Raw genomic sequence first — 13,808 nt, forward strand, 5'->3', positions numbered from 1 at the left:
TTTTTGCAGCATGCTCGCTAAATTTTTTCAACTCAACGCACATAAGACTACTGTAAAAAAAGAAGTACTGGCAGGGTTAACCACCTTCTCCACCATGGCTTATATCCTGGCGGTGAATCCCAGTATATTGTCCAGGGCAGGAATGGATTTTAATGCACTGATTACCGCTACTGCCCTGACGGCAGCTATTGGTACACTCGTGATGGCATTGTATGCAAAGCTGCCTATCGGCGTGGCGCCTGGTATGGGATTGAATGCATTCTTTGCTTACACCATTGTTTCTTCCATGGGATATAGCTGGCAGTTTGCGCTGACCGCCGTATTCCTGGAAGGTATCATCTTTATTTTTCTATCGTTGTTTCATATACGGGAAGCTATTATCAACAGTATCCCGGAAAATCTCAAGCACGCCATATCAGTAGGTATTGGTTTGCTGATTGCCCTGATAGGCATGGCCAATGCGGGTATTATTGAAACCGGTATGCGGCACGTGGGAGAAGGCCGGCTAGATGGCGTGATCCTGAAAATGGGAGATGTGACCAGTGTAGGTCCGCTGGTAGCACTGATCGGTTTGATCGTGAGTGCCGTATTGATGTACCGGAAGGTGAACGCCGCGTTACTGATTGGTATCCTGGCAGCAACGATTGCCGGTATTCCGCTGGGGCTTACGCACTTCCCGGAAAACGGACACCTGGTGAGTCTGCCACCTTCCCTTGCCCCTATTGCCTTTAAGCTGGAATTCGACAAAATATTCAGCCTTGATATGGTGGTGATCCTGTTTACCTTGTTAATGGTCAATTTATTTGATACGGTAGGTACCCTGATAGGTTTGTGCAATAAAGCAGGGCTGATGGATGCCAATGGCCGCCTGCCCCGTGCAAAACAAGCACTGATGGCAGATGCGGTGGGTACTACCGCCGCTGGTTTACTGGGTACCAGTGTAGTAACGGCCTATGTGGAAAGTGCCAGTGGTATTGCTGCCGGTGGTAAAACAGGTTTAACTGCCCTCACTGTGGCAGGGATGTTTTTATTATCGTTGTTTTTTGCACCGGTATTTGCCATGATCCCTGCGGCAGCCACCGCACCAGCATTGATTATTGTAGGAATGCTGATGATGGGATCTGTGGGTAAGATAGATTTTAATGACGTTACCGAAGCGATTCCCGCTTTTCTGGCTATTGTGATGATGCCTTACAGCTACAGCATTGCAGAAGGCATTGTATTCGGTATGTTGTCTTATGTATTGCTGAAAGTACTGACCGGACAATACAAGACTATCAGTCCTATTATGTATGTGCTGGCGGCTTTGTTTATTGTCACTTTTCTGGTGAAATAGTTATTCCTGTAAGGTCACTTTATTAGTATCTACCCGAAGGGTATGCATCACGCCACATTTGAGTGCGTAGTTGTTTTTCTGGTGTCCTACCGGGAAATTGAAACAGATGGGATAGCGGAAGTCTTTCGTTTTTTCCAGTACCATTTCATAAATGGTTTTACCGAATTCCTCTCCGGGATCATCCGGTTTGATTCTGTTGAATCCACCGATGATGAGACCGGCGAGGCGGTCCAGTTTATGGGAACGTTGCAGGTTTCCCAACATCCGGTCCAGGCTGTACGGATATTCCCCTACTTCTTCCAGGAACAATATTTTTCCGTTTGTATCTATTTCTGAATCGGTGGCCGCAATACTTTGAATCATGGAGAGGTTGCCACCGATTAGTAAGCCGCTGGCTATACCTGCGCGGTTATTGACATCCGGAGTAGCGTTGTATTGCATTTTTTTGCCGGTAAGTGCCTGTCGTATCGAGAGGATTGTTTCCTGTACCACGGGTTCCGCTTTATTGAAATCGTCGGGGAAACTGTTACACATTTTGGCATGCAGGGAAGCAATACCAAAATGCCGGCTGATGTGGCAATGAAGTACTGTGATGTCACTGAATCCGATGATCCATTTGGGCGCGCGCCGGAAGGTGGTAAAATCCAGCTGGTCAATGATCCGCGCACTACCATATCCCCCACGACCGCACATAATGGCTTTTATATGCGGGTCATTCAGCATGGCCTGCATATCCTGTAACCGCTGCTGATCGGTACCGGCAAAGCTATTGTCGCGGAGACCAACGGTTTTGCCTATACGAATATTAAACCCCCAGCTTTCCATGATACGGATAGCCGGTTGTAATTCTTCTCTTTGGATATAACCGGCCGGACAGGTAATACCGATAATATCTCCTGGTTGCAGGTAAGGAGGCAGGATAGCGTCTTTGCTACCGGTGGCATTTTCTCCGATGGCCGCCAGCGTTTGCAGGGCAGGTATACCTGCACCGGCGGTGAGCATGGCTGACAGAAAGTGTTTGCGGTTCATGCATTTAAAATAAGGATAATTTGGCAATTCCCCGTAGCTGGCATACATGGCAATATTTTTGCCCTGCATGAGCAAACCATAAGTCATATGCGTCTTACCTTATTGTTGATATTTTCATTGATGGCGTCAGCTGTTGCCGCGCAGCAAAAGGCCTGGCTGATTGTACCGGGTAAATCTGTTGGACAGATTCAGCTGGAAGCGCCGGCGCAAAGTCTGGAAGTACTGGGGAAACCGGATGCCGGAGATGCAGCCATGATGAAGGCCTGGCGTATCTGGTATAGCCGCCGGAAAGATAAAACGATTGATTCCGCCCATGTGCTGGCGGTATTTACAGCGATGCGTACGCAGGATACCCAATATGTAAAACAGATCCGGGTGACTTCACCCCGTTTCAGAACAGACCGGAAGGTAGGCGCCGGCAGCACCATAGCGGCTATTAAGAAAGCCTATCCGGCTATTAAACTGGTAAAGATCTATGAGTCTGCCAACAAGGCCCGGCGTATTTGGGTGTATGATGATAATGCCGCCGGTATTGCCTTTGAAACCAGCAATACCCGTAGCAGCAAACCAGTATGTAATATGGTAGTGGTACATGATCCCGGAGAACCCGCTGCCGGATACCTGGATTATCACGTCGGGTTTGATCTGATGAATGCTGTGGAGCCATAAGACCGGCCGGTTACTCCGGCCGGCGGATGGGAGTGTTGATATTAAAAGCAATACCGGCACTGCCGATACCGGGAATATCCGGATTGAATCCATTGCTATTGTGCATATAGGAAACATGAATGGTCCAGGAAGTATTGGCTATGGGTAAACGTAGTCCGAGGCTGACAACAACGCCGGATACATGTACCTGGTTGGTGGTGAGCTCTTCATCGTCATAATATTCCACGCTGCGGGTACCATTGTGAAAACCATAACCGCCGCCTATATATCCTCCCCATTTCGTATAGGCTTTATAGGTAGCCCCATTACCAAAATTATAGGCAACCAGGAAAGGTACATCCGCCATGAAGATGCTGGTATAGTTACCACCTATATTACTATCGTAATTAGCACCGAAACTGCTTCCCAGTCCTATGTTCGCACCAACAGACAAAGTAGACCGGGTTGAAAAAACAACAAAATTATACCGCGGGGAATATACCAGTCCGCCGCTCAGGTGGTTTTTGCCTTTATATATACGGCTCCCTGCTTCGTGTGAAAATAAGGTGGTGCGCTGGGCAGCAGCGAATAATGGTAATAAACAGCAACATACTGCACATAGTAATAAGGTGCGTAGTCTTGGCATAGGCTTAGGGTAGTTTTTATCAATCATCTGCCAGGTTAGTATACTACCTGGTGTGTGGCTTTAATCACCGATATCACAAATATACTTTGTGTATGGCTAAGGTTATCCATCTCTCCCAGTTTATTCACATAAAATTCACGATATTCATCCATATCCTTTACCTGTACTTTTATCATGAAATCAAACTCTCCGGAGATGTTCAGACACTCTGTTATTTCAGGAAAACTGAGAATCTCCTGTATAAACTTCTTCCCGCATTTTTTATTGTGTTCTTTCAGGGTGATATAGCATAATACAGTCAGGCTTTTATTGATTTTCCGGGGATCTACGATGGCTGCATATTGTTTGATGACGCCTGCCTGTTCCATCTTACGGATACGTTCATATACCGGTGTGGTGCTGAGGTTCAGCTGTCCGGCGATATCTCTGATGGTCATCTTGGCGTCCTGTTGTAATAATTTGAGGATGCCCATATCTTTTTCATCGAGGTGCAAAGGCGCTTCCGTAATATCTTCTTTTTTATGTGCCATTTTTATATTGATTTAGAATATTGATCTATTTAGAATGATATAAATAGACGTTTATTCCAAAATTATGCAAAAAACACTATTTGTGTTCTAAATTAATAGGTTTGCACTGTGAAAAAAGAAAGAATCATACTTACGGTGGCCTGCATGGCTATATTTTTTGAAGCGCTGGATGTTTCGGTGTTGAACATGGCTATTCCGCAGATGGAGCAGTATTTTCATTTTGGTGCAGATGCGATTCAATGGGTACAAACAGTATATGTGTTATTGTACGGAGGGCTTGTATTACTGGGAGGTCGTTTATCTGATTCTATTGGCAGAAAAACCATCTTTGTCACCGGGGCCTGCATCTTTGTGGTAGCATCATTGGCAGCCGGTTTTTCCCCCTCTTTTATATGGTTGCTGGTATGCCGGGGCTTACAGGGAACTGGTGTAGCGCTGGCGATACCCGCAGCTTTAGCTATTATCACCAATACTTTTCCTGATCCGTCTGAAAGAAACCGTGCCCTGGGCATTTTCGGTGCTATGGCCGGTATTGGCTTTGCCACCGGGCTGGCTATCGGTGGACTGATCAGTCACTATATGGGTTGGCAATGGGTGTTTTTTATTAACGTCCCTGTGATCGGAGCGGCTGTGCTGCTGGCTATCAGGTATATACCGGCCGATGTGAAGAGTACGGTTCCCCGGATAAATAATACGGGGAGTGCTTTGCTGATCACAACACTGATGATACTGGCAGCATGGCTCATTCATGACCTGGGACAGGTGGCGGCACATGCGGGCATTTATCTGACTTTACTGGGTGTATTTGTATTATGCCTGGTACTGTTTATCAGAAGAGAACGCGTACATCCGTCTCCGTTAATCGATTTCCGTTTGTTCCGGATGGATGGTGTAATAACCGGAAACGTAGGCGCAGCCTTGCTGGGAAGTATTTTTCTGTCCTACATTTTCCTGCTCACGTTATATCTGCAGCAGGTATTGGGCTTTAGCTCCTCGCAGGCGGGATTGTTGTTATTTCCGTTTAGTATTTTATCGGGGATGATCTCCAAGTTTGTACTGCCTCACCTGTTTAACAGGCTGGGTGTGGTGAAAACAGGCATCCTGGGAAATATATGTATGTTATCGGGAATCCTCTTTTTCCTGGTGAGTTATTTCCTTGATCATTCGCTGGGGTGGGTGATTGCGGCGGTATTATGTATCAATTCACTGGGAATGTCGATTACCTTTCCTTGTGTCACTATCCTGGCAGTACAGGCAGTGCCGGAATCCGGCCAGGGGCTGGCCTCCGGTATCAATGGTACAGCCAATGCACTGGGTGGCGGACTGGGTTTATCCCTCATCGGATTGATGATGCAGGTAGCCGCTACACAAGATTGGAATATATATGTTGCTGGCCTGTGTTTATTGGTGGTACTGGGTTTACTGGCCATCGCACAACTTTGGAAATATGGCCGCAACGAGATCGGCAGCAGGTTACAAGCAGCAGGTTAATAATTGCGATATAGGTTACAAATGATATAGCGCCTTGCCGGGAATGCACCTGGTGAGGCGTTATGTTTTTACCGTGTTGATGGCTGGCAGTATCAGCATCACAGATGGATCGGGCTATACTGTTATCTAAATAATAAGGCCTTGCCATCATTTGGCAAGGCCTTATTATCAGTGATGGTAGGCTGGATTATTTATTCATTTTAACATCTCCGGTTTCACCTTTCTGGATGATGAAGATGTTTTTGTTTTCGAAGTACGATGGCGTTTGTTCTCCGTCTTTCAGGTATACCGGCTGGAAATTGTACTGGGTGATAATCTTCGGAGAAGTTTCTACTTCGCTGTTGAAATACACGCCATTTTCATGCAGCAGTTTTACGAAGTAATACGTCAGATCAAATCCTTTGAACGCCATGTCGGAAGGGCGTGCGCGGTAAGTTTTGCGGAAGTAGTCGTTGATATACCTGCTGTAATTATCTGCCTTATCGTTGAAATAAGGAGAAGAATAATATACCTGTAACCCTTTGAACTCCGGATCTTTCAGTTTAAATACATCCCAGGTAGGCATGCCGAAGATCTGCAGGGGATAGGTAGCGGCACTTACGCTGAGTTTGCGCAGCAGGTTTTTGGCGCCGTTTTCATCCAGTGCAGTAACGATGATAACATTGGGCCGGTCGGCCAGCAAAACTTTTGCTATTTCTTCCGGGGTAGTACCATCATTCCATACCATTTCCCGGATACGGGATTTTTTGTTGCTTTCCAGTTTGTCGTAGGAAGCTTTGAAATCTGCTGCCAGTCTGGATTCGAAGGTGGTGCTCCTGCGAAACAGCACAATGTTTTTATTGGAGAAAGCATCCTGCACATAGTTTTGCAGGGCTTCACAATGTGTTTTAAGGGTGCTGTTGGTGATAAAGAGGAAAGGGTTATCGTTGATACCGCCATCGTTGGGGAAGGTCGCCGATACAAAATTGATTTCCTTCTTTTTAGCGAAGTCGCTGAGATCCTTTAATTCCGGATTGCTCACGGCGCCGATGATCAGGTCGGTGGCATCCAGGGTTCTGTTGCGGATCAGGGAAGCTACATTTTGTTTGCCTTTGCTGTCGTATATATTCACCTTCAGTGCATATCCCTGTTGCTGCAGGGAGTCCAGCGCCAGTTGGGCGCCTTCATAGAATTCAAGTCCGGGCAGTACATACCGGGGCATGGTGCGACCGGGTAGTTCGGTGGAGCCGGCAAATACAGAATCCAGGTACAGCGGCGCAAAGATGGCTACGTTGTAAACTGGTTTCTTCACTACTTTACCGAATGCAGGAACGTTGAAAGGTATTTTGGTGGCCACTTCTTTTTTGTCTTCCGGCTTTTTCTTTTCCGGAGCAGGTTTAGAAAGGGTAGGTGGCGGACCGTCTACGCGACTGGCTGTTTTCCGGGAAGAAGAACAGGCACTCAGCAGTACCGCCACAGCCAGTCCGGATAACAGGTATCTTAATGAAACTAATTGACTCATAACTTGCGCTAATTTACAAAAATCATTCCGGGGTGTTCCGTGATGGGGCATATAATGAGAAGGCGCAAAGAAAATTTAGGTAAAATCTTTGCGCCTTTGCTCTTTATCTGCTTTCACGGGAGTACCCCGTTTTATTTATTCCCACTCGATCGTTGCGGGTGGTTTGGAACTGATATCGTATACAACCCGGTTAATGCCTTTTACCTTGTTAATAATGTCGTTGGACATTTTAGCCAGGAATTCGTGCGGGAGGTGTGCCCAGTCAGCGGTCATACCATCTACAGAGGTAACTGCACGCAGTGCCACGGTGAATTCGTAGGTACGTTCATCGCCCATTACACCTACACTTTGTACCGGCAACAGGATGGTACCTGCCTGCCATACTTTATCATACAAGCCAGCTTCACGCAGTCCTTCGATATATACAGCATCTGCTTCCTGCAGCATCTGCACTTTCTCAGGGGTGATAGCACCCAGTACGCGGATCGCAAGACCAGGGCCCGGGAACGGATGACGACCGAGGAAAACATCGCTGATACCTATTTCGCGGCCTACGCGGCGTACTTCATCTTTAAAGAGGAAGCGCAAAGGTTCTACCAGCTGCATGTTCATTTTTTCCGGTAAGCCACCTACGTTGTGGTGGGATTTGATGGTAACGGAAGGGCCGTTTACAGAAACGGATTCGATTACATCCGGATAGATGGTACCTTGTCCGAGGAAGGAAATATCAGTCAGCTGGGTAGCTTCCTGCTGGAATACCTCGATGAACAGGCGGCCGATTATTTTACGTTTCTGTTCCGGATCGGATACGCCATTGAGCTGACTGTAGAAGAGATCTTTTACATTCACGCCTTTTACGTTCAGGCCCATGTGCTTATAAGACTCCAGTACGGTGTCAAATTCATCTTTACGTAAGAGACCGTTATCTACGAAGATACAGAACAGGTTTTTGCCAATGGCTTTGTGGATGAGTTCAGCTGCTACGGTAGAATCTACCCCGCCGCTGAGTGCCATTACCACTCTTTTATCGCCAACCTGTGTTTTGATTTTTTCGATGGTTTCCTGTACAAAAGCCGCCGGGGTCCAGTCTTGCAGGCACTGGCAGATGTGTACGAGGAAGTTGCGGAGAATCTGTTTGCCTTCCAGGGAGTGTGTTACTTCCGGGTGGAACTGCAGACCGAATATTGGATTGGCCGCTGCAGTAGTGCTTTTGAAGGCAGCAACGGGAATATTTTCTGTAGTAGCGATGATATCAAAACCGGCAGGAATACGTTTGATGGTGTCGGAGTGACTCATCCATACCTGGCTTTTGGCAGAAATATCGTATAAAAGTTTTTCCTCTTTGTCGGTGTGTTCCATAAAAGCGCGGCCGTATTCACGGATGTTGCTTTTCGCCACTTCTCCACCAAAGTTTTTAGCCATCATCTGGGCGCCGTAGCAGATGCCCAATACCGGTACTTTAGCGGCTATGGCGGCGATGTCAATGTTGGGAGCCCCTTCGTCATTTACGGAAAACGGACTACCGGATAAAATAACACCTTTGATCGTTTCGTCCCACGTAATGGGCTGGAGACAAGGTTTAATTTCGCAATAAACATTCAGTTCCCGGATGCTGCGTGCAATCAGCTGTGTGTATTGGGAGCCGAAATCGAGGATAAGTATCTTTTCTGTCATGGTGGTGCAAAGATAAAGCCCTTATGCCAAATTCGGATTTTGAAATTAGAAAATCAGAAATCTAATCGTATCTTTCTTCCATAATCCAAGTTCCATGCAAATGAAATTATTCCTGTACTATGCCTTCACGGGTATCATGGTATGTACTGTTTTGAACGCCTGCAACGTTGTCAACCGAAATCAGATTAAAGGCAGTGGTCATATTGTAAAAGAAGAACGCACAGTTCCCGCTTTCCATAAAATTAAAGTAGAAGGCAGTATCGATGTATACTTGTCACAGGGGGCAGCCAAACCAGCTGTGATAGAGGCGGAAGATAACATTATTCCCCTGGTGGAAATTGTGGAAGAAGACGGAAAACTGATTATACGCCAGCGGCGCAATACCCATATCAATACCCGTAAGAGCATCAGCGTATACCTGACAACGCCGGACGTAGACGAAGCGGGGGTATCCGGTTCGGGCGATATTAAGCTGGTAGATAAGTTTAATGCCAAGGAAAAGATGATCCTGAGCCTGTCTGGTTCCGGTAACATCAGCGGGCAGGTGAATGCCCCGTTGATAAAAGCGTCTATTACCGGTTCTGGCGATATGAGTCTGAGGGGCGAAAGCCGGGATCTGAGTCTGACAATTGCCGGTAGTGGCGATTTTAAAGGCACTGAGCTTTTGGCAGAAAATGTAAATGTGAATATTGCCGGTAGTGGTAATGCAGATGTTTATGCAAGTGTTAGCCTGGATGTAAAAGTGGCTGGTTCGGGTGATGTCCGGTATAAGGGAAGTCCTCAGATATCCTCTTCCATAGCGGGTTCCGGCTCTGTTACCAAGAAATAGGAAATAAAGATTTACAAATTTTTAACAATTATATTATCATACGACTAACATTTTCTATGTTATTTAGTGTGGTATTTAACTAACTAAAGTCCTTTTGCCCAGGTACTGCAACAATATTTTAAAGCCGGTTGATGCAGTACCTGGCTAGGGCACAATCCTCTACCGTATACATTCTTTCCCCCTTTCCCTTCCTGTCCAACATCAAATTATCATTAAATGATATAAATGGTGCCGTTTTTTTGTATGTTTACGGTTTGAATGTTGAACTCCGTTTCCTTTTATGAACGAAAGACCTAAAATCCTGGTCGTATACTATACGCAAACAGGACAACTGAAAAGGATTATAGATCATGTGCTGACTCCCCTGGAAGGGAAGGCAGATATTACATTTGAGCAGCTGGTGCCGGTAACACCGTTTCCTTTCCCGTGGGGAAAGCAGCAGTTTTACGATACCATGCCGGAAACAGTGCAAAGTACGCCGCGTGCTATTCAGCCACTGAAAGTGGATGTAAATGCACATTTTGATCTGGTTATCCTGGCTTATCAGCCCTGGTTTTTATCGCCGTCACAGCCTACGGCAGCTTTCCTGCAAAGTGAAGCGGCTACCCGGTTGTTAAAAGGCAAACCTGTATTGACATTAATGGGAAGCCGTAATATGTGGCTCAATGCGCAGGAAAAAGTGAAAGGTTATCTGCAAAAGGCAGGCGCCAACCTGGTTGGCAACATTGTACTGGTAGATAAATCACCTAACCTGATATCGCTGATTACCATATTACGCTGGGCTTTCAAAGGAAAAAAAGAAGCCACCCGCTTTTTGCCGCAGGCAGGGGTACAGGAAAATGAAATCCTGACTTCCGGCCGTTTTGCCGAGCCAATAGGCCGTGCGCTGGCCAATAAAACATGGGAGCAGCTGCATCCGGAACTGCTGGCTCTCAATGCCGTAGAATTGATCCCTAACCTGGTATTGCTGGAAGACAATGGTATTAAAGCCTTCCGTTTCTGGGCTAAATTTATCAGCGAAAAAGGAGGACCTGGTGCCGCTTCCCGTCAGGCACGGGTTTCCATGTACAGAGGTTTGTTGTTGGTTGGTATCTTCGTATTAACACCTGTAACGCTTCTCTCTTCTCTTATAAAACGTAACCTGAAAAAGAATCAGCTGCTGCGTGAAGTGGAGTACTATAAAGGTATTGCCTTCCGCGGAGAATGATATTTCGCAAAGAGTAATTAGCTTTGCCGCTATAGGAATAACGGCTGTACCGTGGCGTGATAATTGTAATTCGCTTTAGAATTATATATTTACGTCTGTCTATATCGAGAACGTATATAAATTTAAACATGTTTATCACCGCGGCTTACCTGGCAGGAAAACTGTTTTACTAAGGTTTTGCATGTGGCCTTAAAAGACGAATTATATTCAAATGAAGGAAGTTTATATTACCAGGCTATCTAAATTTTTGCCTAACAAGCCTGTTGAAAATGAAGAAATGGAGAGCATCCTCGGAATGGTTGATGGAAAAGCTTCCCGTGCACGTTTAAAGATCCTGGGGAATAACAAGATCAAAACCCGTTATTACTCCCTCGACGAACAGGGCAGGTCTACGCACTCCAATGCACAGATGACTGCAGCCGCCGTAGCAGAATTGTTTGATGAACAATTTCCTATCAGCAAACTGCAGTTACTGGCCTGTGGTACCACTTCTCCTGATCAGTTATTACCTAACCATGCCGCTATGGTACATGGTATCCTGCAATGCCAGCCGGTAGAGCTGATTGCAGCTACCGGTGCGTGTGCAGCAGGTATGCAGGCATTCAAATACGCCTGGATGTCTATTCGTTGTGGTAATACCAGTAATGCGGTGAGTACAGGTTCTGAGAAATTTTCTGCCTGGATGCTGGCAAAGAAATTTCAACCGGAAGCGGAAAATCTGAAAAGCCTGGATGAAAATCCTATCATCGCTTTTGAAAAGGATTTCCTGCGCTGGATGTTGTCTGATGGCGCCAGTGCCGCACTTTTCCAGGATAAACCTAACGAAACAGGATTATCCCTGCGGGTAGACTGGGTAGAAATTGCTTCCTATGCACATGAACTGGAAACCTGTATGTATGCCGGTGCGATCAAACAACCGGATGGCAGCACCACCGGCTGGATCGATATGACACCGGAAGAGTGGGCGCAGCACAGTGTATTCTCCTTCAAACAAGACACCCGTTTACTGGGTAAAAATATTGTTCCTTCCGGCGCTAAAATGTGGAAAGAACTGGTAGAACGTTATAATATCAATCTGGATGAAATAGATTTCTTCCTGCCGCATCTGTCTTCTGAATTCTTCCGGTTAAAAATCGATGAAGAAATCACCCGTCTTGGTGTACCTATTCCGCTGGAAAAATGGTTTACCAACCTGGCGAATGTAGGCAACGTGGGTACGGCATCGCCTTACCTGATGCTGGAAGAACTGATGAGCACCGGCCGCTTTAAGAAAGGGCAGAAGGTGGTGATGATGGTGCCGGAAAGTGCCCGTTTTTCATATGCTTATGCACACATCACTGTGGTGTAAGCTGTCATCTAAAAAAGCACTGCCAATATGAAAAAAGAGGAAGTTCCTCAGGATGGCGATAATTTGCATGAAGGTACCTTCAAACAGATTATGTACGCTGTGGATAACTCCGGTAATTATGTGCAGGTACAAAGTGCAGGGTGGGAACCGGAAAATATCGCACTGGGCCAGGCTTGGGACGAAGTAAATGAAAGGGTGAAAACTGCCCGCGCACGCGTGGAAGCAGGAGAAATAAGCCCGGTTGCCTACTATATGGAAAAGAACCTGATGGACCTGGCTTTACTGGCCAGCTATGTCGGTAAATTCCAGTGGCAGGTAAAAAGGCATATGAAGCCCGCCGTATTCAAACGCCTCAGCGAACGCATGTTGCAGCGGTACGCAGATGCCTTCAAAGTAACGATAACAGATCTGAAGCTGATCAAATAAATTGCCGGCAACAGCACCAGGGAGCAAAGCCGCAAAGCTTACAGCGATAATCTTTGCGTTCTTTGCTCCTTTGCGTCTTTGCAGGATCAATAAATATTATGAACAATACAATCTTCCATCACAAACAAACCGCACACTGCGAAAGCGGGGTTATTTCCAACCTGCTGGGGCACCATGGTTTGAAGATCAGCGAACCGATGGCCTTCGGTATCGGCGCGGGTCTTTTTTTCGCTCATTTGCCTTTTATTAAGGTAAATGGCGTACCCGGCACCACCTACCGGATATGGCCAGGCGCTATTTCCCAACGCGTGTGTAAGCGGCTGGGTGTAAAGATGGAGGCAGCAAAATTTTCTACCCCGGCAAAAGGGATGGCCGCACTCGATGACGTCATTGAAGCCGGTATTCCGGTAGGACTGCTGTCCAGTGTATATTACCTGCCTTATTTCCCTGCTTCCTATCGTTTTCACTTCAATGCCCATAACCTCGTGGTATATGGTAAAAAAGAGGGGCAATACCTGGTGAGTGATCCGGTGATGGATACCGTTACGGAAATAGATCCGGACAGCCTGGTGCAGGCCCGTTTTGCCAAAGGATTTCCGGCTCCCAAAGGAAAAATGTACTATCCGGTACACGTACCGGCTAATGCATCATTCCGGCAGCCTATTAAAGAAGGTATTCAACAGACTTGTCATTATATGCTGAAAGTACCCTTACCCATGTTTGGTGTAAGTGGTATCCGTTTCCTGGCCAACCGGGTGAAATCCTATCCGGAAAAAGTGGGCGACCGCAAAGCTACCCTGTACCTGGGTAATGTGATCCGTATGCAGGAAGAAATTGGTACCGGCGGCGCCGGATTCCGTTTCCTGTATGCCGCATTTTTACAGGAAGCTGCAGAGATGCTGCAAAAAGACGAGTTGGGAAAACTGGCAGGAGAACTCACCAAAACCGGTGATCTCTGGCGTAACTTTGCCTTTGCCGCCGGACGTGTATGTAAAAGCAGGGCTGCAGATACCGTGTCTTATAAAGACCTCAGTGAAATGCTGCTGCAATGCGCCGCTTCCGAAGACGCATTTTTCCGTAAACTGGCACAGGTAAAATGGTAATCCGATACAGTTGTATTACGAATGAGGAAACCGGGGCGAT

At 46.6% G+C, this 13,808-nt stretch carries 13 protein-coding genes; 8 read left to right on the forward strand and 5 right to left on the reverse strand.

The window, feature by feature from the left end; genetic code table 11:
- The first annotated feature begins 10 nt into the window (after nucleotides 1-10).
- Nucleotides 11-1,336, forward strand: coding sequence for an NCS2 family permease (locus OL444_RS08000; RefSeq protein ID WP_264733745.1), 1,326 nt, complete (start codon nucleotides 11-13; stop codon nucleotides 1,334-1,336).
- Here OL444_RS08000 and OL444_RS08005 read toward each other — a convergent pair whose 3' ends face one another.
- Nucleotides 1,337-2,365 carry a S66 peptidase family protein gene (locus OL444_RS08005; RefSeq protein WP_264733744.1) on the reverse strand — a complete coding sequence of 343 codons (1,029 nt, stop codon included), beginning with the start codon at nucleotides 2,363-2,365 and terminating at the stop codon, nucleotides 1,337-1,339.
- Nucleotides 2,366-2,452: 87 nt separating this feature from the next.
- On the opposite strand from OL444_RS08005, the gene OL444_RS08010 reads away from it, so the two are divergent.
- Entirely contained in the window at nucleotides 2,453-3,034 is a 582-nt protein-coding gene (locus OL444_RS08010) for a hypothetical protein (protein ID WP_264733743.1), read from the forward strand.
- Nucleotides 3,035-3,044: 10 nt separating this feature from the next.
- Here the strand turns inward: OL444_RS08010 and OL444_RS08015 are convergent, their stop codons facing one another.
- On the reverse strand, nucleotides 3,045-3,659 hold the full coding sequence (locus OL444_RS08015; RefSeq protein WP_264733742.1) for a hypothetical protein: 615 nt from the start codon (nucleotides 3,657-3,659) through the stop codon (nucleotides 3,045-3,047).
- Between the two features lie 35 nt (nucleotides 3,660-3,694).
- The gene (locus OL444_RS08020; RefSeq protein WP_264733741.1) at nucleotides 3,695-4,189 is read right to left on the reverse strand and encodes an Lrp/AsnC family transcriptional regulator; all 495 of its coding nucleotides are present in this window, start codon (nucleotides 4,187-4,189) and stop codon (nucleotides 3,695-3,697) included.
- A gap of 108 nt (nucleotides 4,190-4,297) precedes the next feature.
- On the opposite strand from OL444_RS08020, the gene OL444_RS08025 reads away from it, so the two are divergent.
- The gene (locus OL444_RS08025; protein WP_264733740.1) at nucleotides 4,298-5,680 is read left to right on the forward strand and encodes an MFS transporter; all 1,383 of its coding nucleotides are present in this window, start codon (nucleotides 4,298-4,300) and stop codon (nucleotides 5,678-5,680) included.
- Between the two features lie 187 nt (nucleotides 5,681-5,867).
- Here the strand turns inward: OL444_RS08025 and OL444_RS08030 are convergent, their stop codons facing one another.
- On the reverse strand, nucleotides 5,868-7,181 hold the full coding sequence (locus OL444_RS08030; RefSeq protein ID WP_264733739.1) for an ABC transporter substrate-binding protein: 1,314 nt from the start codon (nucleotides 7,179-7,181) through the stop codon (nucleotides 5,868-5,870).
- Nucleotides 7,182-7,316: 135 nt separating this feature from the next.
- On the reverse strand, nucleotides 7,317-8,855 hold the full coding sequence (gene guaA / locus OL444_RS08035; protein ID WP_264733738.1) for a glutamine-hydrolyzing GMP synthase: 1,539 nt from the start codon (nucleotides 8,853-8,855) through the stop codon (nucleotides 7,317-7,319).
- Nucleotides 8,856-8,949: 94 nt separating this feature from the next.
- Between guaA and OL444_RS08040 the strand changes: the two genes are divergently transcribed.
- From OL444_RS08040 to darH, 5 genes are all read left to right on the forward strand, one after another.
- Nucleotides 8,950-9,684, forward strand: coding sequence for a head GIN domain-containing protein (locus OL444_RS08040; RefSeq protein ID WP_264733737.1), 735 nt, complete (start codon nucleotides 8,950-8,952; stop codon nucleotides 9,682-9,684).
- Between the two features lie 280 nt (nucleotides 9,685-9,964).
- A complete protein-coding gene (locus OL444_RS08045) occupies nucleotides 9,965-10,891 on the forward strand; it encodes a hypothetical protein (protein WP_264733736.1) in 927 nt (308 codons plus the stop codon).
- Nucleotides 10,892-11,102: 211 nt separating this feature from the next.
- Entirely contained in the window at nucleotides 11,103-12,239 is a 1,137-nt protein-coding gene (darB, locus tag OL444_RS08050; protein WP_264733735.1) for a dialkylresorcinol biosynthesis protein DarB, read from the forward strand.
- 27 nt (nucleotides 12,240-12,266) lie between these two features.
- Nucleotides 12,267-12,665, forward strand: a complete 399-nt coding sequence (gene DarG, locus OL444_RS08055) for a flexirubin biosynthesis protein DarG (protein WP_264733734.1) — start codon at nucleotides 12,267-12,269, stop codon at nucleotides 12,663-12,665.
- Nucleotides 12,666-12,763: 98 nt separating this feature from the next.
- Entirely contained in the window at nucleotides 12,764-13,768 is a 1,005-nt protein-coding gene (gene darH, locus OL444_RS08060; protein ID WP_264733733.1) for a BtrH-related acyltransferase DarH, read from the forward strand.
- Nucleotides 13,769-13,808: the final 40 nt, after the last annotated feature.

The sequence above is a fragment of the Chitinophaga nivalis genome (assembly GCF_025989125.1).
Taxonomy (GTDB): Bacteria; Bacteroidota; Bacteroidia; order Chitinophagales; family Chitinophagaceae; genus Chitinophaga; species Chitinophaga nivalis.